This is a genomic window from Prauserella sediminis (assembly GCF_014195435.1).
Lineage (GTDB): Bacteria > Actinomycetota > Actinomycetes > Mycobacteriales > Pseudonocardiaceae > Prauserella > Prauserella salsuginis.
In genome coordinates this window covers 2,340,757-2,365,938 of record NZ_JACIBS010000001.1, presented here as the reverse complement: position 1 = coordinate 2,365,938, position 25,182 = coordinate 2,340,757, and the positions used below count along the sequence as shown (strand labels likewise).

Genomic DNA, 25,182 nt, shown 5'->3' with positions numbered 1-25,182 from the left:
TGCCGCACGTCCGCCGGCCGCACCCGCTCACCCGATACCCGGACACCCGGCCGGCCGGCACTCCGCAGGCCGGGCCGACTCTCAGGCGGCGGCGTCGGCGATGCTCTGTGCTTCGCGGGCGCCCGCTTCGAACGCCGCGCAGCAGAACAGCAGCCAGTCCCGCACACCGTCGGGCTCTCCGGAGGCGAACGCGGCCGCCGTCTCGGCATACCGTTCCTGCCTGCGGAAACAGGCGACCTCGGGCACGGTGAGCGACTTCGGATCGAGGCCGCTCGCCACCATCGTCAGCCGTGCGGCCGCGCGCGCGACCACACCGTCGGCGCTGCCGAACGCCCGCAGCGTCAGCAGTTCGCCGTGGACGACGGCCGTGAGCACCGCCGCGGGCACCTTCGCTCCGCCGGTGACGAGCTGGCCGAGCAGCTCCAGCCGCGGCGACGCCGCCGGATCGGGCCTGCCCAGCGCATCGGGATCGGACGTCAGGTCCGCCGCGGCAAGGACATGGATCCTGGCGAGCGCCTGCATCGGGGCGCGGCGCCACGTCGGCAGGAGCGTCTCGCTCGCCTTCGCCACCCGCAGCGCACCGGCAAGCACCGGATCGCGCACCTCGCCCTCGTCGGGGATCTCCGGGTCGACACCCTCGACGCCCGCCGAGGAGCGCGCGGCGCGCACCGAGGCCTCGGCGGCGGTCGCCGAGCCCTCGCGCAGGTTCACGCCGTACCGGTGGACGGCGAACACCGCGTCCTGGGCCGATTTCGCCGCCTCGGCGACCCCGTCGAGTTCGACGAGTGGCGCGAGCGGGTCTCCAGCTGCAGCCGGCTGACTCATGCGTCCAGCACCTGACCTTCCCTCGTCACAACGGGCGGTTCGGTCGACCACGGGAAGTTGATCCATCGGTCGGTCCGCCGCCACACGTAGTCGCACGCCACCGTCGACACGGGTTTCTCGTACACGACGGCGCAGCGCACCTCCGCCACCTCGTCGGCACAGAAGTCGCGCACCAGTTTCAGCGTCGCACCGGTGTCGGCGACGTCGTCGGCCACCAGCACCTTCGCACCCGCCAGGTCCACGGCGTTCGGGACCGGCGGCAGCATCACCGGCAGGTCGAGTCGCTCGTCGACGCCCGTGTAGAACTCGACGTTCATGACGTGCAGGTTCTTCACGTCGAGCGCGTACCCGAGCGCGCCGGCCACGAACAGGCCTCCGCGGGCGATCGACAGGATCAGATCGGGCCGGAACCCGCTGTCGGCCACCGCCGTGGCGAGCTCACGGCTCGCCGCCCCGAACAGATCCCATGTGAGCACCTCACGCTCCGGCTCACTCTCGGCCACTGTCCATCCTCCCGCGTCGCTTGCACACTCCGGCGAGCATATGCGCCGACCGTTCGTCAGCCGCTCATCGCCCAGGGCGCCCGCAACGAGCGCGGGGCCTTGTGGGTGGGCGAACGTGGCTGCAACCTGTCTCGTGCGGTACTAACTTCACAGGCAGGCGCAGGAACGACGACGCGTGCGCCTGAGCAACGACCAGGAGGCCTTGCAGATGACGACAGAGCAGTCGCCGGCACTCGACAACCTGTTGACCGAGAGCCGGAGTTTCCCTCCGAGCCCGGAGTTCGCGGCGGCGGCCAACGCGACGGCTGAGTGGTACTCGGAGGCCGACGCCGACCGCGAGGCGTTCTGGGCGAAGCAGGCCGAACGCCTGCACTGGAACACGAAGTGGACGCAGGTCGTGGACTGGTCGGACGCCCCGTTCGCCAAGTGGTTCGTCGGCGGCAAGCTCAACGTGGCGTACAACTGTGTCGACCGGCACGTCGAGGCGGGCCACGGCGACCAGACGGCCATCCACTGGATCGGCGAGCCGGGCGACACGCGCGACATCACGTACTCCCAGCTCAAGGACGAGGTGTCGAAGGCAGCGAACGCGCTGACCTCGCTCGGCGTCACCGCCGGTGACCGGGTGGCGATCCAGCTGCAGATGATCCCGGAGGCGATCGTCGCGATGCTGGCGTGCGCCCGGATCGGCGCGCTGCACAGCGTGGTCTTCGGCGGGTTCTCGCCGAGCGCGCTGCGCCAGCGGGTGGACGACGCCGAGGCCAAGGTGGTCATCACCTCGGACGGGCAGTACCGCCGAGGCAAGGCGGCACCGATGAAGGCGAACGTCGACGAGGCGCTCGACGGCGCGGCCAGCGTCGAGAAGGTCATCGTGGTCCGGCGCACCGGCAGTGATCTCGAGGACGACGCGCCGTGGACCGAGGGCCGCGACGTCTGGTGGGACGAGCTGGTCGGCTCCCAGTCCGCCGAGCACAAGCCCGAGGCGTTCGACTCGGAGCACCCGCTGTACATCCTGTACACCTCGGGCACGACGGGTAAGCCGAAGGGGATCCTGCACACGTCGGGCGGCTATCTGACGCAGGCGGCCTACACGCACAACGCGGTGTTCGACCACAAGCCGGGCGAGGACGTCTACTGGTGCACGGCCGACATCGGCTGGGTCACCGGCCACTCGTACATCGTGTACGGCCCGCTCGCGAACCGTGCGACGCAGGTCGTCTACGAGGGCACGCCGAACACCCCGCACGAGGGCCGGCACTGGGAGATCATCCAGAACTACAAGGTGTCGATCTACTACACGGCGCCGACGCTGATCCGCACGTTCATGAAGTGGGGCGCCGAGATCCCGGCGGGTTATGACCTGTCGTCGCTGCGACTGCTCGGCTCGGTGGGTGAGCCGATCAACCCCGAAGCATGGATGTGGTTCCGCGAGAACATCGGCGGCGGCAACTGCCCGATCGTCGACACGTGGTGGCAGACCGAGACGGGCGCGATCATGATCTCGCCACTGCCCGGGGTCACGCACGCCAAGCCGGGTTCGGCGCAGCAGCCGCTGCCGGGCATCTCGGCGAAGGTGGTCGACGACGCGGGCAAGCAGGTCGGAAACGGTGGCGGCGGCTACCTGGTGCTGGACAAGCCGTGGCCGTCGATGCTGCGCGGCATCTGGGGTGACGACCAGCGATTCAAGGACACGTACTGGTCGCGGTTCGCCGATCAGGGCTACTACTTCGCGGGCGACGGCGCGAAGTACGACAACGACGGCGACATCTGGCTGCTGGGCCGGGTCGACGACGTCATGAACGTCTCCGGTCACCGCATCTCCACCACGGAGGTCGAGTCGGCGCTCGTGTCGCACCCGACGGTGGCCGAGGCCGCGGTGGTCGGTGCGAGCGACTCGACGACGGGCCAGGGCATCGTGGCGTTCGTGATCCTGCGCGGTGACGCGGCACAGGCGGGCGACGAGGCGATCCAGGAGCTGCGCAACCACGTGGCGAAGGAGATCGGCCCGATCGCCAAGCCGCGACAGATCATGGTCGTGCCGGAGCTGCCGAAGACCCGTTCGGGCAAGATCATGCGTCGGCTGCTGCGCGACGTGGCCGAGAACCGCGAGGTCGGCGACGTCACCACGCTCGCCGACAGCTCGGTCATGGACCAGATCTCGAAGGGCCTCTCGTCCGGTTCGGACGACTGAGCCGACTCGGTCGCACACGAAAGCGGCCTCCACAGTGGATGTCCACTGTGGAGGCCGCTTTCTTATGTGCGGAGATCCCCTGGGGGATGTGTCAGCCGGTCACGTCCAGGTGGCCGGGCTGCGGGGTCGGAGCCGGGGCGGCACCGTCGGGGCCGACCTCGTCGCCACCGTCACCGTTGTCGTCGCCGTCACCGTCGCCGTCGCCGCCGCCGTTGCCGCCGTCGTCGCCGCCGTTGTCACCGCCGTTGTCACCGTCGCCGCCACCGTTGTCGCCGTCGCCGCCGTCATCGCCGTCGTCGGCGGTGCAGGTCGCCGACGCGATGTCGATCGTCTGCCCGGCGACGTCCGACAGGCCCGGGACGCCTTCCAGCAGCTCGATGTGGACCGCCGTGACGGTGTTGTCGGTCTGCTGGTTCAGGGTGACCTGGGCGACGCCGCCGAGCTGCTCGGGCAGCACCGTCGTGTTCGGCTCGAGGTTGTTGATCGGGACTTCGTGCCCGGCGATGGTCAGCGTGGTGATGTTCGAGCTCATCTCGCCGTTGTCGCACTCGGCGCTGATGGTCCCGGTCGCCGCAACCAGGGGCGAACCGCCCGGGAGCTCCGGAAGGCCCTCGACGTCGCCGGGGAGGACGCTGAGGTTGGCAACATCCGCATACGCGTAGTTCGGGGACGCCTCGGCGTTGAGCACCGTCGCCGCGGCCAGACCCGGCACCTCGGTGCCGGCGACCGTCTCGGACCCCTCACCCTCGACGTACGGCGTCTTGGCGATGTCGATCAGGCCGCTGGCGGAGATGCCGAAAGCCGAGTCCTCGGTCTGCGCGAGCGCCGACGGCGCGAACATGACACCACCGACGAGGGCGGCGGACAGGACGCCTGCGCCGAGCGCGGCAGTCTTCTTCTTCGACAAGGAAGTACCTTTCGATTTCCGGTCGTGCATTCGGGTCGGGTTTCCGGGCGGGGGCCCGTTACCGGTGGGGCACTGCCGTGGGAGGGGCGTCAGACGACCTCGACGATCGTTCCCAACGGCAGCTTGACGAGCTCGTCCAGGGCCTCTTTCGTGACCCTGATGCAGCCGTCGCTGTTGGCCTTGCCAACGAAGCTGTTGTCCGGCCACGTGTGGATGCCGACGGTGCCGGGGCCACCGCCGTACGTCTCGTGCGACTCCGAGTGATAACTCAGTGGAAGCACGATGGGGCTGTAGTCGTTCACCTGCTCCTCGATGGAAGCGATGATGTACTGCCGCCCCGTCGGCGTCGGGTGCTCGTCCTTCCCGACCCCGATGGTCCATTCCCCGATCTGCTCACCCTTCTCGGTGATCTCGAGGGTGAAGTCGTCGCGGTGCACCGTGACGGCGAAGTCGTTGCGCGCCTCTTCGACCGTCTCGTCGGTGGTGTGGACCCAGCCGCTGGCGCCGTTCGGACGCGTGGGCAGCAGGATCTGCGCCCAGTCGCCCTTCTCTGCGATGACCGGGACCCACGTCGGCGACGAAATCTGCTTGGTGGGGAGCTTCGCGAACGGCTTACCGCTCGGTTTGTCGTACACCGCCACGGCCTGCTTCGGGTGCAGCACCGTTCCGGTGCCGTCCTTGCTCCCCGACGTGTCCCCCTTCGCGGGGTCGGCGGGAGCCTGCTCGAGATCGCCGTGGGTCGTGGCGTCCGGCAGCTTCGCGAGCTGCTCCTCGGTCACGGCCACCGGCTTGGTGTCCTGCCCGTCGCCGGCCGCGGAGTCACCGCCGCCGCACGCGGTCACGACGAGCGCGAGTACCGCCGCGCCAACAACGGCCGCCAATGAGCGAGGCCGCCTCCGGTACGCGGCCCCGAACCCGGCGGACACACCGGCGTCACGCCCGGCGGAACCGGGACGACCGGCGTTGCTACGCCTTTCCATCGATCACGTCCTGCAACTAGGCACACGAAGGTGCGAGGTGTGGAGCGTTCAGTGGTGCGTCGCCCACGCGATGTGCGACCGTCCCCGCAGACCCGCCCGTTGGCGCTCCTCGTACTCGAGCGCCCGGGCAGCCGGCTCCATCCGGCGCAACCCCAGTACGGCTCTCGCTACGTGCACAGGGGGTACCGGCGCACGGGGTTACTGTTCGCGTACGCGACGGTTCGCATTGTTATCCCCGCTGCAAGTTTCGATCAAATGCGTTGCTTATTTTCAATACGGCCCCGAGCTGCAACGATGAACTGTTTTCCCAGGGCACAGCCCGATCGAGGGATCACTCCATCGGGCTACGTATACGAGGTCTGTACCGGTTTGCCCCAGGAAGAGACACCGACGCGCCCTACGTATCCGAAAAGGCTTCACATCGCCATCCGGACACAACGGACGCGCACGCCACCTGGGCGTATGAGATCTGCACCACACTTTTCGGAATTTTGTTAACGCCATTTCTCCGAACCCCGAGTACCCGGCTGGACAGAACGTCGAACGAGTGTTCTACACTGCGGGTGCCACTGCCGGACGTTTCGAGGGGACCTGCCCGCGATGAATGCCGAAGCCGCCACCGAAGCCACCACCGAAGCCGCCGCCGGCGCGACCATCAGCACGACCGACGAGGCCGTCAAAACGTCGTTGACCAGCGATAACCCTGGCTCCGAAGCGGCCGCGACGCCGGCTGACTCGGCCGAGGCGTCGGCCGAAGCGCCCAACGACACGACGTCGACCGGAGAGCAGCAGGCCGAGGCGCAGCCCGGTGAGGGACAGTCCGCCGACGACGCCAAACCCAAGCGCGGCCGCTCCAAAGGGACCAGCGCACGCAAGACCCGCACCGTCGAGCTGACCCTCACCGTCACCGGAACGGCGGATGGTGAATGGCAGGCCGAGCTCAAGCACGGCAGCAAGTGGGTGACCCGTGGACTGGCCGTGACGGCCTCGGCCGTGTCGCGTGCGGCGAAGGAACTGCACGAGCAGTTGTCGACGCCGATCGACGAGGTCATCAACGCCGCGAAGGAGCAGCAGCAGGCCCGTGTGGCCGAGCTCGAGGCCCAGCTCGAAGAGGCGAAGAAGCAGCTGGCCGAACTGGAGCAGTGAACAGGACGGCCCGCCGGCGCGGTCGCGGCTCCTCGGTGTGACCGCGCCTCGGTGTGACCTCGGCGACCGAACTAGCCGAGGTCCGCATCGGCGGCGATGTCGATGCGGGCCTCGTGACGCACCGGGAAGTTCACCGACCGCGCGATGAAACACGCCTCGTGGGCTGGTTCGTGGAGCGCTCGAGCCCGGTCGGCCATCGCACCATCGGCGACCGTGACGACCGGACGCAGCAGCACCGACGTGAACTCGCCGACCCCGAGCGTCTCGGTCATCGTGCCGACCGGTTCGTCGGCGTAACCGGTGACGACCACACCGGCCTGCCCGCACTGCGCGAGATACGACAGCATGTGGCACTGGGCGAGGGCCGCGAGCAGCAACTCCTCGGGGTTCCAACGGTCGGCGTCGCCGCGGAAGAAGGGGTCGGCCGACCCGGCCAGTGGCGGTTTCCCCTCGGCGATCACGTCGTGTTCGCGACCGAAGTCGCGGTAGCCCGACGTGCCCGTACCGCGGTCGCCTCTCCACCGCACAGTCAGCGTGTACGTGTGTTCGCGCTGTCGCATGGGTCCTTCATACCGGTTTGCGGCGACATCGGGGAACGCGCCGACCCGCGTATCGGCAGCTCGACCGGCGCAGCGGTACGGGCTACCGCACCCCGGCCATCAGCTTGCGGATGTACGGCGAGAGCACCGCGATCAGCACGCCGATGCCGAGCGCCACACCGCCGACCGTCCCGAAGTACGACGCCTCACCGTCCGTCGAGTAGTACTCGGCCAGGGAGCCGGACAACGCCGTACCCAGCGACACCGACAGATAGTTGAGCGCCACCATCTGGGCGCGGAACGCCTGCGGTGCGAGTTTCGTCGACAGCGAGAGACCGACCGGCGACAGGAACATCTCCGCCACCGTGAACGTCGCCAGGATGCCGACGATCGCCAGCAGGGGGCTCGTGTTGCCCTCGCCGCCGGCCATCGGCAGGAACAGCAGGAATGCCACGCCCATCACGCCGGTGCCGAGTGCGAACTTCATCGGCGTCGACGGCTGCCGGTGGCCGAGCTTGGCCCACACTGTGGCGAAGATCGGTGCCAGGATCAGGATGAACACCGGGTTGATCAGGTTCACCCACGAGATCGGCATCTCCCAGCCGAACAGGTCCCGGTTGAGGCGTTCGTCCGAGTACACCTCGAGCACGGTGAATTGCTGTTGGAACAGCGCGAAGAACGCGGCGCTGGCCACGAACATCGGGATGAACGACATCACGCGGCTGCGCTCGACGCTGCTCACCCGGCTGCTGGTCAGCAGGATCACGAAGAGCGCGGCGGCCGCGAGGCCCGCGACCCACACCGCCACGTCGCCGAGGTTCTGCGCGGTGACCGCGCCGGTAAGCACGAGCAGTACGCAGGCGACGGCGACCGCCACGAACACCAGCGCGACCAGCGGGCGGCGCGAGGCGGGCAGCGGGTTCGGCACGATCCGGGAGGTCTCGCCGAGGTTGGAGCGGCCGATCGAGTACTGGATCAGACCCAGCGCCATGCCCGCGGCCGCGAGGCCGAAGCCGACGTGGAATCCGACCGTGTGCTGGAAGAATCCGGTGAGCGCGGTGCCGACGAACGCACCGAGGTTGACGCCCATGTAGAAGATCGTGAAACCGGCGTCGCGGCGCTCGTCGCCTTCGCTGTAGAGCGTGCCCAGCACCGCGGTGGCGTTGGCCTTCACGCCACCGCTGCCGAGCGCGACACACAGCAGACCGGCCCCGACACCCGCGTAACCGGGCAGCACCGCGAGCGCGAGGTGACCGATCATGATGATCACGGCGCTGTAGAACAGCGTCCGCTCGGCGGAGAAGAGGCGGTCGGCGATCCAGGCGGCGAGGATCGTCGACAGGTAGACGAGACCTCCGTACGCACCGACGATGCCGAGTGCTGTGCCCCTGTCCATCTCCAGGCCACCGTCGGCGGCGGAGAAGTAGAGGTACAGCGGCAAGATGCCGAGCATCCCGTAGAACGAGAATCGCTCCCACATCTCGACGCCGAACAGATTGGCGAGCCCCCGGGGATGCCCGAAGAAGGTCTTCTCGTTCCCGCTGCCTGCGGATCCCGCGCCGGCGGGTTCAGTGTCGACACCCGACATGTTGATTACTGTCCGATCTTGCGTACTTTGGCGGGTTTTGCCCGTCTTTCCGGCCAATACTCAACAATACTCCCCGGACGCTACCGATCGTGATGGGCGTCAACTGACATACTCACCCGTTCGGCGGAACCCGGCTCCGACCGCCGGACGACACGTCCGGCGACGACTTCACACCACACCGACACCGCCCGTGCGCCCTTCGCGACCGTGACGCCATCAACATGGCACGATGAGGCGCGTGAGCAGCCCGAAGCATGAACTCAACGACGGCGACAACCGGGATGCCGGGGGCTGGGTGCCCTACCTCCCGTTGTCGGAGGATCCCGCGGCCGACTCCGCCGAAGGCGCGTCGATCGGTTCGCTGGTCAAGGACGCGACGCAGCACATGTCGACGCTGTTCCGCGCCGAGCTGGAGCTGGCCAAGGCCGAGACTGTCGGCGAGGTCAAGAAGGCCACCAAGGGCAGTATCTTCTTCATCATCGCCGCGGTGGTCGCGCTCTACAGCTCCTTCTTCTTCTTTTTCTTCCTCGGCGAACTGCTCTCGGAGTGGCTCCAGCGCTGGGCCGCATTCGGCATCGTGTTCCTGCTGATGCTGGTGTTCGCCGGGATCTGCGGCCTCCTGGGGTACCGGAAGTTCAAGAAGGTCCGCGCACCACAGCGGTCGATCGACAGCATCAAGGAATCGGCGGCGGCACTGAAGCCGCAGCACAAGTCGGCCGACGTCGCCGAAGGGATGCCCGGGGCCCCGGGCGAACCGCTTCCGCGGTCCTGACCCTTACCGTCCCGAATTCCGGAAGTGCTCCCGCCCGACCCGTCGACCGTCCGGTACCCCGGCCCGTGGACGCATCGCGACGTGTCCGCCAACGGCATCCTGCTGCACGTGGCGGAGGCGGGCGCAGGCGAACCCGTGTTGCTGCTGCACGGGTTCGCAGGCATGTGGTGGACGTGGCATCACCAGCTACGTGACCTCGCCGAGGCCGGATTCCGCGTGGTCGCCGTCGACCTGCGCGGATACGGCGACTCGGACAAGCCGCCACGGGGCTACGACGCGTGGACGGCCGCCGGGGACGTCGCGGGGCTGATCCGCGCGCTCGGGCTGCGCTCGGCACACGTCGTCGGCCACTCCTGGGGCGGGCTGCTCGCCTGGTCGGCCGCGGCGATGCGACCGCGCGTCGTGCGGTCGGTCGGAGTACTGGGCGGTGCGCATCCGCTGGCGCTGCGGCAGGCGGCAGGCCGGCTGCCCTTCGGACGCCGAGGCGCACAGGCCCGCGCGTCGAGCCACGTGCTGCGGTTCCAGGTTCCGATGGCGCCGGAGAAACGTCTCGTCACCGACGACGCCGCCTACACCGGTGAGCTGCTCGCTTCGTGGTCGGGCGAGGCGTGGCGCGGCACCGACGACTTCACCGAGACCGCGGCGACCCTGCGGCACGCCATGCGTATCCCCGGTGTCGCCCACAGCGCACTCGAGTACTACCGCTGGGCACTGCGCTCACAGTTCCGCGGCGACGGCAGGCGGTTCCGGCGCGACGTCGACGCCCGCGTGACGATGCCCGTCCTGCAACTGCACGGCGAGGACGATCCGTGCGTGCTGCTGTCCACCGCACGCGATTCGGCACCGTGGCGCGGCCCGCACTCCGAGTTCGTCACCCTGCCGGGTGTCGGCCACTTTCCGCACCTCGAAGCGCCCGCCGAGACGTCGGCGATCCTCGCCTCGTTCCTCCGCGGCCGCTGACCGCACGGGCTGACCGCGCCGGTAGACCGCACCGGCAGAGCACTCCGTCAGGCGGCACCGGCCCGATCCGTCACGAGGTGCACGAGCCCGTGCCGACCTCCCCGCCGTAGGCGGGCGCCTGCTCGTACTCGTCCCGCACCTCGTCGGCCGTGAGCACGAAGCCGGTGTCGGGGTCCTCGACCGACGCGCCGAACACGACGCCGATGACGTCGCCGTCCGGGTCGACCATCGGGCCGCCGGAGTTGCCGCTGCGCACCTGCCCGCGGACGGTGAAGACGTCACGCTGGACGGTGTTGGCGTCGTAGATGTCGGGACCACGCAGGTTGATCCGTTCCCGCACCCGCAACGGTGACGCGGTGTACGGGCCGTCGAGCGGGTAGCCGAGCGCGATCGCGTCATCACCTTCGACGGCGTCCTCGTCTCGCAGGTCGAGCGGACGCGTGGTGAGACCGGGCACGGCCAGCACCGCGAGGTCGGTACTCGGGTCGAAGTGCACCACCGTGGCAGGCTCGCGACCCTGGGGAGTCTCGACGGCGACCTGGTCGGTTCCGGCGACGACGTGGGCGTTCGTCATCACGCGCTGCGGGGCTACGACGAAGCCGCTGCCCTCCAGCGAGCGGGAGCACGAGGAGGCGACGCCGCGGATCTTCAGCACACTCGGCTGCGCCTGGCGCACGACGGCGTCGGCGGGCAACGACTCGTCGGGAGGGGAGATCTCCCGCACCGGCGCCTGCTGGAACGGATCCACAATGGACGGGAATCCGGAGGCGTCGAGCAGTTCACGCAGCTCGCCGGGCAGGCCCTGCGCCGCGTCCGGCATGACGTCGTTGACGCCACCGAGCACCGACGACTGATTGATCGCCCGTGCCAGCCCGGGCAGCGCGGCGACGCTCGTCAGCGGAAGCGCGATGAGCCACGCAACGACGAACACCACGATTCCCTGCACGATCGCGCCGAGCGTACTGTCCACACTGGACAGTTTCGGCGAGCGGATCCGGTTCTTCAGCTGACTGCCGGCCAGCACCCCGACGGTCTCACCGAGCGCGACGAGGAACACGACCGTGCCGACGGCGATCGCCACCCGCGCGGCGGGTTCCTCGAACGAGTCCACCAGCCACGGCGCGACCTCGATACCCAGCAGCGCACCGGCGACGACGCCGATGAACGCGGGCAATGCGACGAGCATGCCCTGGCGTGCGCCCGACACCGCCGCGAGCAGTGCCAGTGCGATCACCAGCAGGTCGACCCAGTTCACCGTCACTCCCGGCCCGTTTCACGCTCCATGTGCCGCGCCCACGCTACGTCAAGGTCTCGCACATCCGTGTGATCCCATGGCCGTTCCCAGCCACCCAGTCGCAGCAGCGCCGTCAGCACACCCGCCGTGAAGCCCCAAACGAACAACTCGCCGATGGTGAAAGCAGGGCCCTTCCAGCCGCCGCCGGGTTTGCGGACCATGAAACGGTTCGCCGGATCGGCCAGTTCGGACAGCGGCACGCGGGCCACGGCTGCCGTCTCGCCGGGATCGACCGCGTGCACCGGCGACGGCTCCTCCCAGTGCGCGAGGACCGGCGTCACCGCGAACCGAGACACCGGGATGTACAGCCGCGGCAGCACCGCCACCGGGCGGATTCCGGACACCTCGACGCCCGTCTCCTCCTCCGCCTCACGCAGTGCCGTGCCGATCGGCCCTTCGTCACCGTCCTCGGCTCCGCCTCCGGGAAATGCCACCTGCCCGGCGTGCGAATCGAGCGTGTCGGCGCGGCGCAGCAGCAGCACGTCCGGGCCGTGCACCGGCTGTTCGCCGAACAGCACCAGCACCGAGGCCGCACGCGGGTCCTGCCCGTCGGGCACGGTCAGGCGCGTGAACGCCTCGGCGTCCGTTCCGGCACTGGCCCGCACCAGTTCGGCCAGCCAGTCCGGCACGTCGGCCGGGTCGACGAGCGGACCGGTCATCTCACACGTCACCGTTCGCCTCCCGCTCGCACGGCCTCACGGATCTGCGCCGCGGACGTGAACAGCCGCGGCTGTCGAATGAGCTCGACGTCCCCGTCGCGGGTCACCAGGTACGACGCGGGCAGCGCGCGCGGCACCGACAGCGCCTCCCTGACCGGCCCCGACGGCCCGTCGCCGTCGTGCAGGCCGGGCAGGTCCACGTCGAGCTCGGCCAGCAGTTCGAGCCCCTCGCGCTGGCCACTCTCGACCTGCACGGTGACCACCCGGGCGGCGCCGGGTTCGGCGGCGTAGGCGTCGAGCAACGGCAGCTCCTCCCGGCACGGCTGGCACCACGTGGCCCAGACGTTGATCAGCGTCGGCCGGTCTCCGGCTGCGACGACCTCGCCCACGTCGACCTGCGAACCGTCGGCCAGGCACACCGCATCGACACCGCGCAGCTCACCGGCGGGGGTGCCGGAGCCGGTCTCGCACCCCTCGAGCTGCGCGGCGGCTCGTGCGGAGCCGAGGTCCTCGCCCCCGTCCGCACCGTCCTGCGAGTTCACCATGGGCACGACCGCCACCAGCGCGGCGATCACCAGCACACCCGCCACCAACGCCCAGCGCGCCGCGGGGGTCACTGCTCCGACACCATGGCCAGCAGGTGGTCACGTTCGTCCCCCTTGACCAGCGCCGCGGCCTCGTCGAAATCGGTGGGGCCCTCGCCGAACGCAGGGCAGTCGCGCGCGACCGGGCACGCGCCGCACGCGGGTTTGCGCGCGTGGCAGATCCGCCTGCCGTGCCAGATCACCCGCTGCGAGAGCATCGTCCAGTCCTTCCGCGGGAACAGGTCGCCGACGGCGAACTCGACCTTGACCGGATCCTGTTCGGCCGTCCAGCCCCAGCGGCGGACGAGCCTGCCGAAGTGCGTGTCGACGGTGATGCCGGGCAGGCCGAACGCCTCGCCCAGGATCACGTTGGCCGTCTTCCGGCCGACCCCGGGCAGCTTCACCAGCTCGTCGAGCGTCCGCGGCACCTCGCCGTCGTGGCGTTCGACGAGCGTGGCGCCGAGCTTCAGCAGCGAGCTCGCCTTGTTGCGGTAGAAGCCGGTGGGCCGGATGTACTCCTCGAGCTCGGCCCGGTCGGCACCTGCGTAGTCGGCGGCCGTGCGGTAGCGCGCGAACAGGGCAGGCGTGGTCTGGTTGACGCGCACGTCGGTGCACTGCGCCGACAGGATGACGGCCACGAGCAGCTCGAGCGGCGTCGAGAAGTCCAGCTCGCACTCGGCGTTTGGATACGCCTCGTCCAGGCAACGCTTTATTCGTCGCGCCCGCCGCACCAGGGCGAGTCGACTCTCCTCGGTGAGCGGCCGCGACCGGACAACACTCTTTCGGGGACTCCCCTCCCGGGGGTGCTCAGGAACCGCTGACGACACATCGTTAGCCTACGTGCGACCTCCGACAGGACGGGCACACGCTTCACTACCCTTGGACGCGGCGGTGCCCCCGATCGCCGGATATGGAGAGACATGACCGTCTGGTTCGTCATCGCGGTGCCACTGGCGGTCATGCTGTTCGCACTCGGCATGGAACGCGTCGAGACTCGACTGCGGCACGTGTCCGTGCGCGGCGAGGACGTCGAGGAGTTCCTCGAGCAGGCCAAGCCCGAAGAGGTCAGGGCGCTGTACGGGCACGGCATCGGCAGGGCCCTGGAACTGTTCCGTCGCAGGCGGTTCAGCGGCCGATCCGGCGGCCGGTTCGGCAAGCCTCGCCGCGGCGACCCCGACCGGGAGCCTGCGCAGGCTCGGACATCGGCGTCGGCCACGGCCGCTCCGCAGTCCGCGGCCCGGTCCGCGGAATCGCCGGCCCCGGGCGAGCGCAGCGAACGCGGCACTGACTGAGACCGCTCCCGACCGAAGTCGGTGACACGTCGGCCGGACGCAACAGAGCCGGTGACTGTCTGACGCGAAACCATCACCCACACGCCTCAGAGGTGCGCGAGTGCCACGGCCTGCCGGTAGTCACCGGGACACCCGGAGTGAGCACATGTCACCCGACCGGAGGCGGTCGCCCGGCACCGTTACGCCAGGGTTAAACTTTCGGGTCGGAGATCGTCCGCGTACGGTCTCGACGAGCTGTGTCAGGCAGCGCCCAGCGCCGGGTGATTGCCGTGTACGTCACCCAGGACGGGGTGTCGCTACGGCGGATCGGCGAGCCGGGAAGCGATCTCGAGGGCACGCCCTACACTGCACGTAGTGACCGGCGCCACGCTCCCGTCCCCCGGGTGCGATGGTCGCTTCTCAAAGGAGGCACGAGGTGGACGAGACCCTGGCCAGGGCGGGCATTTTCCAGGGCGTGGAGCCGGCTGCGGCCGAAGCGCTCGCGCAGACCCTGGAGACCGTGGACTTTCCGCGCGGCCACGTGATCTTCAACGAGGGCGAGCCCGGCGACAAGCTCTACATCATCAAGTCGGGCAAGGTGAAGATCGGCCGCAAGTCGGCCGACGGCCGGGAGAACCTCTTCCAGATCATGGGCCCGTCGGACATGTTCGGCGAGCTGTCGATCTTCGATCCGGGACCGCGTACCTCGACGGCGACGACCGTGACCGAGGTCAGCACCGTGACGATGGACCGAGCCGCACTGCGGCAGTGGATCTCCACGCGTCCCGAGATCGCCGAGCAGCTGCTCCGCGTGGTCGCCCGCCGACTGCGGCGTACGAACAACATGGTCGCCGAACTGATCTTCACGGACGTTCCCGGCCGTGTCGCCCGCGCGCTGCTGCAGCTGGCGCAGCGGTTCGGCAGCCAGGAAGCGGGCCTGCTGCGGGTCACGCACGACCTGACCCAGGAAGAAATCGCCCAGTTCGTCGGCGCCTCGCGCGAGACGGTGAACAAGGCACTCGCCGACTTCGCACACCGCGGCTGGCTTCGACTCGAAGGCAAGAGCGTGCTGATCCTCGACCCGGAACGGCTCGCGCGACGCGCCCGCTGACCAGGGGATTCGACACCTCCCACCGGGCGAGGGTCCATCATTCCCCTATGAGGCGGCCGGCGGCTCCGGCAGCAAATGCCGAGCCAGGCGACATCCGGGATCCGGCGTCACGGCGTAACCCGAGGCGGCGTGATGCGAAGCGGCGGCGCGATCCGAGGCCGCGGCGCGATCCGGCGTCGCGGCACGGTCCGACGTCGCAGGCGGCCTGGCATTCCGGGCGGCCGCGATTCGACATCCGCACCGTGGAAGGCGCGGCACGCGGACATCGAAACGGCCGGGCACAGGATCCGCGGACCGCGTGCGGCGCGCTCCGAGCCCGTGGACGCAGTTCGGCACATCGCGCCACGGCGCTACTGCACCAACCGCAGCAAGAACGACTGCACCAAAAGCGACCGCATCAAGACATGACAAAGGGCCGGGCGCCACCCCCGACGTGGCGCACCGGCCCTTTGCCTGTGCGTGGACCATCCCCCGACAGCCCACGCTCCCCGCCCTCCGGTTGAAAGGCCCCGACCCGAATCCCGGAGGGAGATTGTGTTCGCCTCCAGCAGCGTTGGTGCTCGTGCCACCGAGGTCTCGTCACCGAGGCCGGCGACGACCGAACCTCTCGATTACCGAGTACCCGCTGCGAAGCGAGGAAACCGACTATGTAGTTGATCGACATATCCGCGGTCGAAGCAGAGCCCCTACCGGAGCAATGTCCCGATCGAGGTGAGCCTCGATCAAGCACTGCGCTTAGTTCCGGGTCACGGAACCCGTCTTCAGCTTGTTCACGGGTGGGACTCGTAGTGCCGAGCCTCATGACGCGAGCCCCGCTGACTTCTTCAGAATCGCACGGCACCCACCCTGCTCTTCAAGTGTCTTCACCCTCAAGGACGCTCAAGCGGGTCAGAAGATGCCCGAAAACGCTGTTCTGTTATCCAACTGAGACACGGATACCCGAAAGAGGGGTGGGTATGCACCTCAATACTGACCGTCGCCGGTAGACGAAGTCCAGAAAAATAGACTGGTACGCACGTGCCATAATAGTGCGCATGTCCCAGTCCGACCGGTCCGATCCGCCTGCGTCCCACGGCCGCACCTCGCTCGCCGACTACCGCGCGGTGCTGCGCACCCCGCGTTCCCGCAGGCCACTCGTGGCGTCGGTGCTGGCCCGGCTGCCCATCGCGATGATCGGGATCTCGGCACTGCTGTACGTCCAGCACGAGACCGGCTCGTTCGCCGCGGCAGGCCTGGTGTCCGCCGCGGCGCTCGTCGGCGTGGCCTGCGGGTCGGTCGTCCAGGGCCGCATCATCGACCGGTTCGGGCCGACACGCCCACTTCTGGTGGTCACCGCACTGTTCGTCACCGCATTGACGTCACTCATCGTCGTGATCGAAGCCGGTGCGCCCGTGCCGGTACTCGTCGGCTGTTCCGCCGCGATCGGACTGTCCGAACCCGCCACCGGCTCGGCGTCCCGTGCGCTGTGGGGCCGACTGCTCCCCGCAGGTCCGACCCGCGATGCCGCGTTCTCCTACGAGGCGATCAGCATGGAGGTGTTCTTCATCCTCGGGCCGGGGCTGGCGGGCGTGCTGATCGCACTGCCCTGGCCCGGCACCGGCCTGGTGCTCGGCGGGGCGTGCATGGCCACGGGCGCCACCCTGTTCGCGCTGAGTCCCGCGGTACGCGAATGGGGCCCGAATCCGCAGGCAGGGACGTCACTGCTGGGCGCACTGGCGAGCCCGGGCATGCGCACGCTCGCGCTCGCGGCGCTGGGCTTCGGCATCGTGATCGGATTCGTGGAGGTCGCGGTGCCCGCGGCAGCCGAGGCGGCGGGCAACGTCTCCATCGGCGGAGTGCTGTTGTCGCTGTGGTCGGTGAGCTCGGTGGCCTTCGGCGTGGCCTACAGCCTCCGGCCGTGGCCCCGGACGCTGCCCACACGACTTCCGATACTGCTCGGACTGTTCGGCGCGCTGGTCGCGGTCATGGCGTGGCCGTCGACGTTGTGGGGACTCGGCCTGGCGATGTTCGCGGCGGGCGCGATGATCACCCCGCAGTCCACGACGCACTCGACCACGATCGAGCTGACAGCACCACGTGACACCGCCGCGGAGGCGTTCTCGTGGGTCCTGACGTCCGTCACGCTCGGTATCGCGTGTGGCCAGTCCGTCAGCGGCTACGTGGTGGAGCATGCGAGCCCGTCGGCTGCGTTCCTGACCGCCGGCGCCGTGGCGATGGCGATCGCCGCCGTCGTGGCACTCCTGCGCAGGACGATCCGCCCGCACGCGACCGCGGCCGAACCGGCCCCCGCACTCGCGACCTGAGCTGTCGGCGTAGTGGCGGCCTGGGCATCAACTTGGGCGTCGGTGTCAGCCCTGCAGGTACTCGAGTTGGGCGGTGACGGAGGCTTCCGCGGCGGGCCAGAGGCCACGGTCGACGTCGGCGTAGACGTGTTCGACGATCTGCCGCGGCGTCGCATCGGTGCCGAGTACGTCGAGCGCACCCCGGATCTCGTCGAGGCGCTGCTGCCGATGCCTGCGGTATTGGTCGACCGTGGCGAGCAGGTCCTCCCGCTCCGGGCCGTGTCCGGTGAGACCGATCGAACCGGCGGGCAGCTCGGCCAGCCGGTCCAGTGAACGCAGGTAATCGCCGATGTGCTCGACGACGGTGGTGCCGCGGCCGAGCACGGTGTCGCCCGTGAGCACGTGCACCACGCCGCCGTGGTCGAACCGCAGCGACACGGAGTCCGCGCAGTGCCCCGGCGTGTGCAGCACCGTCAGTTCCAGCCCCGCTGCGCGGACGACGTCACCGTCACCCAGCGGATCCCCCTCCAGGCACAGTCCGGGGTCGAACGCCCGCACCGGCGCACCGGTCCGTTCGGCCAGCCACGGCGCGCCGTCGGCGTGGTCGGGATGGTGGTGGGTGAGCACGATCAACTCGACCGGTCCCGCCGCGGCGACGACTCGCTCCAGGTGCGCCGTGTCGAGGTACCCGGGATCGACGACGATCGACGCCGGCGCGTCCGGCCCGCGCAGGATCCACGTGTTGGTGCCCTCGAGCGTCATGTTCGACGGGTTCTCCTCGAGCACCACGCTCGCCGCCGAGGTCACCACCCGTGGCGTCTCGTACGCCGGATGCGCGTTCGCGCCGGTCATCACACCTCCAGTCACGGTCCTGGTCCCGGTCACAGCTCGACGAGCACGGATTCGCCGTCGAGCCGCAGCGTGGGCATCAGCTTCGGCACCGGGGTGCGGTCGGTCGCCAGCACCTCGGCCACGTCCCGGCACGCCGCCAGGTCCGCCAGCATCGCCCACGTGGGCGGCATCAGCATGCTTCGACCGGCCTCGCCGTCGGCCATCGCGTCGGCGGGCGTGCGCCAACCCGACTCGGCCGCCTCGGTGGTATCGCCGTCGGCTCGCTGGCCCGCGGGCAACGCTGCGACGAAGAACTTCGTGTCGTAACGGCGCTTCTCGCGTTCCGGGGTGACCCAGTTCGCCCACGGCCGCAGCAGGTCGCCACGCAGGGTCAGCCCGGCGTCGGCGAGGAACGCGGCCAGCGACAGCTCCCTGGCGACGAGCGCGGCGCGGGCATCGGCGTAACCGGAGGTGTCGCCGACGATGGTGCCGGGGCCCTGCCCGGCCAGCAGCACCCCGGACTCCTCGAACATCTCGCGCACCGCGGCGCACACGAGCGCCCTGGCGAGGCGTTCGTCACAGCCGAACCACTCCGCCCACTGCGCGGCGGGGGGACCGGCCCACGCGATGGACGCGTCGGCGTCACGCTCGTCGACCCCGCCGCCGGGGAACACGGTCATCCCCGCGGCGAACTTCATCGCCGCGACCCGTCGTTGCAGGAACACCTCGACGCCGGAGGGTGTGTCGCGCAGCAGCATCACGGTCGCCGCCTCGCGGGCGGGTACGGGCCGTTCCTGCGAATGCGCGGCGTCGGCCGATCCAGCGCCGCCGAACATCGCGTCCGGCACGGCGCTCCTCGGCAGGTGGAAGTTCGCAGACACGTCCGCAACATACCGCCACGGCGGCGCCGGCGGTTCCGTCCGATGCGTGTTTCCGACGTGACGTGCGGTGCACTCGGCACCGCTAAGCGGACCGGCACGGCCCGCGAACGACCGCCTCGGCTCGAACGGCGCCGGTACGAACGCCCTGGTGCGAACGCCCTGGTGCGAACGAGGGCCTCGGCAGGCACGAGAACGCCCGCGAGAACCGTCGCCGCTACGAACAGCCGCCCCTGACGAACGCCCCGGTGCGAATGCCCGTGCCCAGGGCCCACGAGGCGTCGCGGTACCTCAGCGGGCGTCGGCCCCGCCCGCCGAGGTGCCGTTCGTCCGCTGGCGCTGCGCCTCGGCCCGTTCCCGCTCGGCGAGTTCGGCGTGCAGTTCCCGCAGTAGTTCACGGTCGCGGTCGGTCAGCTGCGGGTCGTCGAGATTGAGGTCGGGGATCCGGGCGAGCTGGTCGGAATCCAGGTCGGCCGAGGCGAGCGCCTGCCCCTTGTCCCTGTCCTCGGCGATCGCGGCACGCAGCTGGGCGACCTCTTCGCGGGACATCTCGGTGGTCTGCGCCGACCGGTTTTCCTGTTCGACGTCGTGCTGCGGCTGGGGGAACTCGACGACCTGGCCGCCCTCACCGCCGCGGGGCAGTTCCCCGCCGGCGTTTTCGGGCGGTTCGGCCTGCGTGCGCGCGGGATGGCGGGAACGGCGGCCACGGCCCGGTTCGCCGGACGACCTCGCCGACCGCGGCGGTTCAGCGGTCCAGCCGCGGGAGGAAGGAGCGGGTTCGGGTGCCGGTGCAGCCGGCTGCTCCCGAACCGGCGAGTCGTCCCGCACCGCACCGTCGGACGTGGGCGCCTCCGGCACCGCCGCCACGGCGGGCGGATGCTCGGGTGCCGCGGGCACGGACCGCTGCGGTTCCTGGAGCTGCGGTTCCTGGAGCTGCGGTTCCGGGTGCTGCGGTTCCGGCGGCGGTGGAACACTCGCCGGGCCCGTGGGTGCGGGTGCCGGCTCAGCGTGAGCCGGCTCCGCTCTTACAGACTCGGCCCTCGCGGAGTCGTGCCGGGCGGAATCCGGGCCTGCGAGCCACACCGGAACGCCGGCGGACAGTGCCGCCTCGTGGTAGGCGGTGCGTTCCGAGCCGGGCCCGGTGACCTCGACGACCGCGCGGATGCCGGCCTTGCGCAGCGCATCACCGACGCGGAAGGCGACGGCGGGCGGGTGCGCGTCGGGGCCGATGTCGACGAGCACCACTCGCTGCGGCAACGGTCCGGGGACGCTGCCCGCGGCGGTGTTACGCCACACGGCGTGCACCGAACGCAGGTCGGGCAGCACGCGCAGTACCCGGTCGAGCGCGTCGCCGACGCCTGTGTCCGGGTCGTCCTCACGACTGAAACGGTGTTCGGTCGCGGCGATGTCCTCGACGACGGTGAGCGGATCGGCGAGCGTCGGGTCGGAGCGGGTGAGCTCCAGCAGCGACGCCAGCTCCCGCTGTTCGGCCGGGCGGACGGGAAGGCGGCCTGCGACGAGTGACCCGACGGTCAGTTCGGTGGCGTCGTCGAGATTCGACCTGGCGACGAGTTCGCGCGCCTCGGAAAGAGCACTGTCGTCGAGCCTGCCCGCGAGCGCGAGCAGCACGTTGTACAGGCGCAGCGGGACGCCGAAGCCGTCCTGGTCACCACCGGACCGCAAGTCCACCATGTCGCCGCTCTCCCTCCCGCCCGCCGGCCGCGGACGCTATGCGGATACGAGTTGCCGCCCGGCGTCGGCCGCCCCGGCGCACACGAACCGTGAGTTCGCGAGCGCCTCCCGGTGGTAGGCAGGCGGGTCGAACCGTGTGGGCAGCACCTCCACGCACGGGGCCTCGTCACCCAGCACGCGCAGCAGGCGCTGCAGTTCGCCCGTCAGCCGGGGAAGTCCGGCGGTAGCCGTGACGAGCAGGACACGCTTCGCCCCCTCCGGGCCGGCCCCACGTTCCTGTCGCCAAGCTTCCCGAACTTCACCCACATCGGGTCGCCGTCGCAACGTTGCGTCGATCACGGCGGCCACCGAATCGACAGAGTTCACCCAGTTAGGCGTACTCGCGGTGAATGTGTACCCGCTCTCTAACGGTGCGTCTACCCCAAGGGTGGAACTGACCTGATGCCGGTCAGCGCCGTGCGGGACGAGACCTGCCACCAGCAGGCCGTACTCCTCCTGGTCGAGGTCCACCCTGTGCTTGAGCAAAGTCTTCGGCAGCACACGGGCGAGGGTGCTCATCGCACCCTCGCCCAGCCAGTCGCGAAACCGCCAGACCAGGTTGTCGGGCAGCCTGCCGGAGAGGCGCAGCAGCAACTCGTGGCACGCCTGCTCGACATCCGGGTCCATCACGACACCTCCACGATCAGCTCGACCTCGACAGGCGCGTCCAGGGGCAGCTCCGCGACACCCACGGCGGACCTGGCGTGGGCACCCGCGTCCCCGAAGACCTCACCGAGCAGCTCGGACGCACCGTTGATCACCGCGGGCTGGGCGTTGAACCCGTCGGCCGAGGCGACGAATCCCGTCACCTTGACCACGCGGGTGATCGCGTCGATGCCCACGAGGTCGTGCACCGCGGCCAGGGCGTTCAACGTCGCCGTCCTGGCGTACTGCTTGGCCTCCTCGGGGCCGACGTCGCCGCCCACCTTGCCGGTGGCGGGCAGTGCGCCCTCGACGAACGGCAGCTGGCCGGAGGTGTAGACGTGCGATCCCGTGCGGATCGCGGGGATGTACGACGCGACCGGAGCCGCGACGCCGGGCAGTTCGATACCGAGCTCGGCGAGCCGCGCCGACGCGGTGCTGGCGCTCATCGGCCTCAGTCCTTCGGGCGCTTGAGGTACGCGACGTGCTGTTCGCCGCTCGGGTTCGGCAGGACGGTCACCAGCTCCCAGCCGTCCTCGCCCCACTGGTCGAGGATCTGCTTGGTGGCGTGGATCAACAGCGGAACGGTGGCGTATTCCCACTTCGTGGCACTCATGGCCGTCACCCTAGACAACCACTGCCAGTAGCGTGAGTTCCCGTGGAAACGTGGCGGATCTTGGCGGCCTCGCTGCTGGTTGTGGCGGGCGGCCTGGCTGTGTTGATGATCATGGCGCGTGCGAGGGAGAAGACCGGCCGGTGGCAGGTGGTCGCCGTGACGGGGCTCGTCGGCGTCACCGCACTGGCGCTGACCTGCGTTCTCACGCTCACCGTGCTGTCGCCGGCCGTGTCGTGGTGGCTGGCGGGCGGCATCGCCGTGGTCGTCGCCGTGCTGGCCATGGCCAGTTGATGTCTTACGCTGCCCCGGTGACCACCACGCTGGCCGGCTGGACCGACGAGCTGACCCGCACCCGGCTGCATTTCGTGACCGGCAAGGGCGGCACCGGCAAGACGACCCTCGCCGCGTCGCTCGGGCTCGCGCTCGCGGGCCACGGCAGGCGCGTACTGCTGGTCGAGGTCGAGGGCAGGCAGGGCTTCGCCCAGCTCTTCGACACCGAACCACTGCCGTACGCGGAGCAACGCATCGCCTCCGCCCCGAACGGTGGCGAGGTGCGAGCGCTGCACATCGACGTCGAGGCGGCGCTGCTCGAGTACTTCGAGATGTTCTACAACCTCGGCTTCGCGGGCCGCACGCTGCGCAGGATGGGCGCGATCGAGTTCGCGACCACGCTGGCACCGGGGCTGCGGGACGTGCTGCTCACGGGCAAGATCAAGGAGTGTGTCGGCCGCACCGACTCCGACGGGCGCCACTTCTACGACGCCGTCGTGGTGGACGCGCCACCCACGGGCCGGGTGGTGAAGTTCCTCGACGTCACCCGCGCGCTGACGGATCTGGCCAAGACGGGTCCGATCCGATCGCAGGCCGACGGCGTCGTGAGCCTGCTGCATTCGGGTCAGACGGCCGTGCACCTGGTGACGCTGCTCGAGGAGATGCCCGTACGCGAGACGCTGGACGCGGTCGCCGAGCTGGATGGTGCGGACCTGCGGCCGGGGGCCGTGCTGATCAACCGGGTGCGCCCGCCGCGGTTGCCCGCCCGATCGATCTCGCCCGCCGCTGACGGCCGGGTCGACGCCGACCGGGTGCGCGCCGGGTTGGCTGCGGCCGGCCTCGACCTGCCGGACGCGACACTCGACGCACTCGTGACCGAGACCGTCGAACACGCCGGCCGGGTCGAGGCGGAGACGACCGCGCGGCAGCAGCTGTCCGAGAGCGACCTGCCGACGCTCGAACTGGCCGACCTCTCCGGCGGGGTCGACGTCGCCGCGCTGTACGAATTGGCGGAATCGCTCCGCGGCCAGGGGGTGCGGTGACGATGTCGGACACACGGGACACCCGGGACCACGTCGACCTGGACGGTCTCGACGTCGACACGCTCATCGACGACCCGGACACGCGCGTGGTCGTGTGCTGCGGTTCGGGCGGGGTCGGCAAGACGACGACGGCCGCCTCGCTCGCGCTGCGGGCCGCGGAACGCGGCAGGCAGACGGTGGTGCTGACCATCGACCCGGCGCGGCGGCTCGCCCAGGCGCTGGGCCTTCGTGAGCTGGGCAATCATCCCCGACAGGTGACGGTCGACGGGTTCGAACCGGACGGCCAGCTGTGGGCGATGATGCTGGACATGCGCCGCACGTTCGACGACATGGTGCGGCGCCACGCCGGCCCCGAACGGGCCGAACAGCTGCTGAGCAACCCCTTCTACCAGACCATTTCCACGTCCTTCTCCGGCACGCAGGAGTACATGGCGATGGAGAAGCTGGGGCAGCTCGCGGCGACGGGCGACTGGGATCTGATCGTCGTCGACACGCCGCCGAGCCGATCGGCGCTGGACTTCCTCGACGCCCCGAGCCGACTGTCGGCGGCACTGGACGGGCGGATGATCCGCCTGCTCACCAGCCCGGCGCGCGCGGGCGGCTGGGGGATCCGCAAGGTCATGAGCGCGGGCTTCTCGATGTTCGCCAAGGCCGTCTCGACCATCCTGGGCGGCCAGTTGCTGGCGGACGCCTCGGCGTTCATGCAGGCGTTCGACTCGACGTTCGGCGGGTTCCGCGAACGGGCGGCGAAGACGCAGGAACTGCTGCGGTCCGAGGGCACCTCGTTCCTGGTCGTGGCAGCGCCGGAACCGGACGCGCTGCGCGAGGCGAGTTACTTCGTGGAGCGGCTCTCGGAGGAGACGATGCCACTGGCCGGTTTGGTGGCGAACCGGACACATCCCGTGCTGGCGGACCTGTCCGCGGTCGACGCACTCGCGGCGGCCGAGTCGCTGGAACGCGGGGAGACCAGCGCACCGCTCGCGGAGGCGGTGCTGCGGTTGCACGCCGACCGGGTACAGCTGGCCGAACGCGAGTCACGGCTGTTGGAGCGTTTCACCAGGGCGCACCCGAGCGTGCCCGTGCGGCGGGTGCCCGCGTTGGCCGGCGACGTGCACGACGTGTGCGGGCTGCGCGACATCGGCGACCGCCTGGCCGGCAACTGACGCACCGGGGTCCGAAGGTCGTGAGGGGTGGACACCGGCCGGGCCGGCGTCCACCCGTCCGGCGTGTCAGCTCGAACCCGCGCCGGCGGGCTCGTATTCACGTTTGGCCGACTCGAGAAGGTCCCACCAGCTGTGCACCTCGGGGCGCTTGCGCAGCAGCGCACGCCGTTCCCGTTCGGTCATTCCTCCCCAGACACCGAAATCGATCCGGTTGTCGAGCGCCTCGGCGAGACATTCGGTCCGCACGGGGCAGCCCATGCAGATGACCTTCGCGCGATTCTGCTCTGCACCGCGGACGAACAGTCCGTCCGGGTCCGTGTCCCGGCAGTACGCCTGGATACGCCAGCTCGACTGGTTGGTGTTCATCACGACCCCCAGCTCCTACCTGTTGTGACC

General features: G+C 69.9%; 26 protein-coding genes and 1 pseudogene. 10 read left to right on the top strand and 17 right to left on the bottom strand.

The genetic code is table 11. The features are described from left to right. Positions 1-81: 81 nt before the first annotated feature. Positions 82-825, bottom strand: a complete 744-nt coding sequence (locus tag FB384_RS10880) for a Fic family protein (protein ID WP_183782280.1) — start codon at positions 823-825, stop codon at positions 82-84. Continuing rightward, positions 822-1,328, bottom strand: a complete 507-nt coding sequence (locus FB384_RS10875; protein WP_183782277.1) for a phosphoribosyltransferase — start codon at positions 1,326-1,328, stop codon at positions 822-824. Before FB384_RS10875 ends, FB384_RS10880 begins: the two co-directional genes overlap by 4 nt. A 208-nt stretch (positions 1,329-1,536) precedes the next feature. On the opposite strand from FB384_RS10875, the gene acs reads away from it, so the two are divergent. Continuing rightward, positions 1,537-3,519, top strand: coding sequence for an acetate--CoA ligase (gene acs, locus FB384_RS10870; RefSeq protein WP_183782273.1), 1,983 nt, complete (start codon positions 1,537-1,539; stop codon positions 3,517-3,519). 91 nt (positions 3,520-3,610) lie between these two features. Here acs and FB384_RS10865 read toward each other — a convergent pair whose 3' ends face one another. Together FB384_RS10865 and FB384_RS10860 are read right to left on the bottom strand one after the other, a co-directional pair. Further along, entirely contained in the window at positions 3,611-4,426 is an 816-nt protein-coding gene (locus tag FB384_RS10865; RefSeq protein ID WP_183782270.1) for a choice-of-anchor P family protein, read from the bottom strand. An 89-nt stretch (positions 4,427-4,515) separates the two neighbouring features. Next, a complete protein-coding gene (locus FB384_RS10860) occupies positions 4,516-5,307 on the bottom strand; it encodes a L,D-transpeptidase (protein WP_228726004.1) in 792 nt (263 codons plus the stop codon). Between the two features lie 699 nt (positions 5,308-6,006). On the opposite strand from FB384_RS10860, the gene FB384_RS10855 reads away from it, so the two are divergent. Next, positions 6,007-6,552: a DUF6319 family protein gene (locus FB384_RS10855; RefSeq protein WP_183782264.1), complete on the top strand. Its 546-nt coding sequence runs from the start codon at positions 6,007-6,009 to the stop codon at positions 6,550-6,552. A gap of 71 nt (positions 6,553-6,623) precedes the next feature. On the opposite strand, the gene FB384_RS10850 is transcribed toward FB384_RS10855, so the two are convergent. Together FB384_RS10850 and FB384_RS10845 are read right to left on the bottom strand one after the other, a co-directional pair. Next, the gene (locus FB384_RS10850) at positions 6,624-7,112 is read right to left on the bottom strand and encodes an OsmC family protein (RefSeq protein WP_183782261.1); all 489 of its coding nucleotides are present in this window, start codon (positions 7,110-7,112) and stop codon (positions 6,624-6,626) included. An 82-nt stretch (positions 7,113-7,194) separates the two neighbouring features. Beyond that, on the bottom strand, positions 7,195-8,679 hold the full coding sequence (locus FB384_RS10845; protein ID WP_183782258.1) for a peptide MFS transporter: 1,485 nt from the start codon (positions 8,677-8,679) through the stop codon (positions 7,195-7,197). 229 nt (positions 8,680-8,908) lie between these two features. Between FB384_RS10845 and FB384_RS10840 the strand changes: the two genes are divergently transcribed. Next, positions 8,909-9,451 carry a phage holin family protein gene (locus FB384_RS10840; protein ID WP_183782255.1) on the top strand — a complete coding sequence of 181 codons (543 nt, stop codon included), beginning with the start codon at positions 8,909-8,911 and terminating at the stop codon, positions 9,449-9,451. Between the two features lie 24 nt (positions 9,452-9,475). Further along, entirely contained in the window at positions 9,476-10,411 is a 936-nt protein-coding gene (locus tag FB384_RS10835) for an alpha/beta fold hydrolase (protein WP_183782252.1), read from the top strand. A 70-nt stretch (positions 10,412-10,481) separates the two neighbouring features. Here the strand turns inward: FB384_RS10835 and FB384_RS10830 are convergent, their stop codons facing one another. Genes FB384_RS10830 through nth form a run of 4 tightly spaced genes read right to left on the bottom strand, consistent with a single transcriptional unit; the run spans position 10,482 to position 13,682 of the window. Next, positions 10,482-11,666, bottom strand: coding sequence for a MarP family serine protease (locus tag FB384_RS10830; RefSeq protein ID WP_183782249.1), 1,185 nt, complete (start codon positions 11,664-11,666; stop codon positions 10,482-10,484). 2 nt (positions 11,667-11,668) lie between these two features. Then, complete coding sequence (locus FB384_RS10825) at positions 11,669-12,364, bottom strand: NUDIX hydrolase (RefSeq protein WP_183782246.1); 696 nt, start codon at positions 12,362-12,364, stop codon at positions 11,669-11,671. Positions 12,365-12,372: 8 nt separating this feature from the next. Then, positions 12,373-12,981, bottom strand: coding sequence for a TlpA family protein disulfide reductase (locus tag FB384_RS10820; RefSeq protein ID WP_183782243.1), 609 nt, complete (start codon positions 12,979-12,981; stop codon positions 12,373-12,375). Next, positions 12,978-13,682 carry an endonuclease III gene (gene nth, locus FB384_RS10815; protein WP_221213182.1) on the bottom strand — a complete coding sequence of 235 codons (705 nt, stop codon included), beginning with the start codon at positions 13,680-13,682 and terminating at the stop codon, positions 12,978-12,980. The genes FB384_RS10820 and nth overlap by 4 nt, the downstream gene beginning before the upstream one ends. Positions 13,683-13,868: 186 nt before the next feature. On the opposite strand from nth, the pseudogene FB384_RS10810 reads away from it, so the two are divergent. The 3 genes and pseudogenes from FB384_RS10810 to FB384_RS10800 form a co-directional block, all read left to right on the top strand. Then, positions 13,869-14,087, top strand: a pseudogene (locus tag FB384_RS10810) (hypothetical protein); the annotation flags it as partial. A 568-nt stretch (positions 14,088-14,655) separates the two neighbouring features. Beyond that, entirely contained in the window at positions 14,656-15,330 is a 675-nt protein-coding gene (locus FB384_RS10805; protein WP_183648802.1) for a Crp/Fnr family transcriptional regulator, read from the top strand. 1,034 nt (positions 15,331-16,364) lie between these two features. Next, positions 16,365-17,633 carry an MFS transporter gene (locus FB384_RS10800; RefSeq protein WP_183782237.1) on the top strand — a complete coding sequence of 423 codons (1,269 nt, stop codon included), beginning with the start codon at positions 16,365-16,367 and terminating at the stop codon, positions 17,631-17,633. A 45-nt stretch (positions 17,634-17,678) separates the two neighbouring features. Here FB384_RS10800 and FB384_RS10795 read toward each other — a convergent pair whose 3' ends face one another. The 6 genes from FB384_RS10795 to FB384_RS10770 form a co-directional block, all read right to left on the bottom strand. Next, complete coding sequence (locus FB384_RS10795; protein WP_183782234.1) at positions 17,679-18,464, bottom strand: MBL fold metallo-hydrolase; 786 nt, start codon at positions 18,462-18,464, stop codon at positions 17,679-17,681. A 29-nt stretch (positions 18,465-18,493) separates the two neighbouring features. Further along, positions 18,494-19,279 (bottom strand): NUDIX hydrolase, encoded by a 786-nt coding sequence (locus tag FB384_RS10790; RefSeq protein WP_183785311.1) that lies wholly within the window; start codon positions 19,277-19,279, stop codon positions 18,494-18,496. Between the two features lie 333 nt (positions 19,280-19,612). Continuing rightward, on the bottom strand, positions 19,613-21,013 hold the full coding sequence (locus FB384_RS10785; RefSeq protein ID WP_183782231.1) for a hypothetical protein: 1,401 nt from the start codon (positions 21,011-21,013) through the stop codon (positions 19,613-19,615). A gap of 36 nt (positions 21,014-21,049) precedes the next feature. Further along, entirely contained in the window at positions 21,050-21,679 is a 630-nt protein-coding gene (locus tag FB384_RS10780) for a hypothetical protein (RefSeq protein ID WP_183782228.1), read from the bottom strand. Next, positions 21,679-22,143, bottom strand: coding sequence for a RidA family protein (locus FB384_RS10775; RefSeq protein ID WP_183782225.1), 465 nt, complete (start codon positions 22,141-22,143; stop codon positions 21,679-21,681). Before FB384_RS10775 ends, FB384_RS10780 begins: the two co-directional genes overlap by 1 nt. Positions 22,144-22,148: 5 nt before the next feature. Then, the gene (locus FB384_RS10770) at positions 22,149-22,310 is read right to left on the bottom strand and encodes a DUF4177 domain-containing protein (protein ID WP_005466698.1); all 162 of its coding nucleotides are present in this window, start codon (positions 22,308-22,310) and stop codon (positions 22,149-22,151) included. Between the two features lie 42 nt (positions 22,311-22,352). Between FB384_RS10770 and FB384_RS10765 the strand changes: the two genes are divergently transcribed. From FB384_RS10765 to FB384_RS10755, 3 genes are read left to right on the top strand one after another with little or no spacing between them, the layout of a single operon-like run. Beyond that, entirely contained in the window at positions 22,353-22,601 is a 249-nt protein-coding gene (locus tag FB384_RS10765; protein WP_183782222.1) for a hypothetical protein, read from the top strand. A gap of 17 nt (positions 22,602-22,618) precedes the next feature. Then, positions 22,619-23,623, top strand: a complete 1,005-nt coding sequence (locus tag FB384_RS10760; protein ID WP_183782219.1) for an ArsA-related P-loop ATPase — start codon at positions 22,619-22,621, stop codon at positions 23,621-23,623. Positions 23,624-23,625: 2 nt separating this feature from the next. Further along, positions 23,626-24,786 (top strand): ArsA family ATPase, encoded by a 1,161-nt coding sequence (locus FB384_RS10755; RefSeq protein ID WP_183782216.1) that lies wholly within the window; start codon positions 23,626-23,628, stop codon positions 24,784-24,786. 66 nt (positions 24,787-24,852) lie between these two features. Here the strand turns inward: FB384_RS10755 and FB384_RS10750 are convergent, their stop codons facing one another. Then, on the bottom strand, positions 24,853-25,152 hold the full coding sequence (locus FB384_RS10750; protein ID WP_183782214.1) for a WhiB family transcriptional regulator: 300 nt from the start codon (positions 25,150-25,152) through the stop codon (positions 24,853-24,855). Positions 25,153-25,182 lie beyond the last annotated feature (30 nt).

Bases quoted from the DNA above. Each gene is read 5' to 3' on its own strand.
- FB384_RS10880 (WP_183782280.1), bottom strand. From the start codon at position 825: ATGAGTCAGCCGGCTGCAGCTGGAGACCCGCTCGCGCCACTCGTCGAA.
- acs (WP_183782273.1), top strand. From the start codon at position 1,537: ATGACGACAGAGCAGTCGCCGGCACTCGACAACCTGTTGACCGAGAGC.
- FB384_RS10855 (WP_183782264.1), top strand. From the start codon at position 6,007: ATGAATGCCGAAGCCGCCACCGAAGCCACCACCGAAGCCGCCGCCGGC.
- FB384_RS10850 (WP_183782261.1), bottom strand. From the start codon at position 7,112: ATGCGACAGCGCGAACACACGTACACGCTGACTGTGCGGTGGAGAGGC.
- FB384_RS10845 (WP_183782258.1), bottom strand. From the start codon at position 8,679: ATGTCGGGTGTCGACACTGAACCCGCCGGCGCGGGATCCGCAGGCAGC.
- FB384_RS10840 (WP_183782255.1), top strand. From the start codon at position 8,909: ATGAGGCGCGTGAGCAGCCCGAAGCATGAACTCAACGACGGCGACAAC.
- FB384_RS10825 (WP_183782246.1), bottom strand. From the start codon at position 12,364: ATGACCGGTCCGCTCGTCGACCCGGCCGACGTGCCGGACTGGCTGGCC.
- FB384_RS10800 (WP_183782237.1), top strand. From the start codon at position 16,365: ATGTCCCAGTCCGACCGGTCCGATCCGCCTGCGTCCCACGGCCGCACC.
- FB384_RS10795 (WP_183782234.1), bottom strand. From the start codon at position 18,464: ATGACCGGCGCGAACGCGCATCCGGCGTACGAGACGCCACGGGTGGTG.
- FB384_RS10790 (WP_183785311.1), bottom strand. From the start codon at position 19,279: ATGTTCGGCGGCGCTGGATCGGCCGACGCCGCGCATTCGCAGGAACGG.
- FB384_RS10785 (WP_183782231.1), bottom strand. From the start codon at position 21,013: ATGGTGGACTTGCGGTCCGGTGGTGACCAGGACGGCTTCGGCGTCCCG.
- FB384_RS10780 (WP_183782228.1), bottom strand. From the start codon at position 21,679: ATGGACCCGGATGTCGAGCAGGCGTGCCACGAGTTGCTGCTGCGCCTC.
- FB384_RS10775 (WP_183782225.1), bottom strand. From the start codon at position 22,143: ATGAGCGCCAGCACCGCGTCGGCGCGGCTCGCCGAGCTCGGTATCGAA.
- FB384_RS10770 (WP_005466698.1), bottom strand. From the start codon at position 22,310: ATGAGTGCCACGAAGTGGGAATACGCCACCGTTCCGCTGTTGATCCAC.
- FB384_RS10755 (WP_183782216.1), top strand. From the start codon at position 23,626: ATGTCGGACACACGGGACACCCGGGACCACGTCGACCTGGACGGTCTC.
- FB384_RS10750 (WP_183782214.1), bottom strand. From the start codon at position 25,152: ATGAACACCAACCAGTCGAGCTGGCGTATCCAGGCGTACTGCCGGGAC.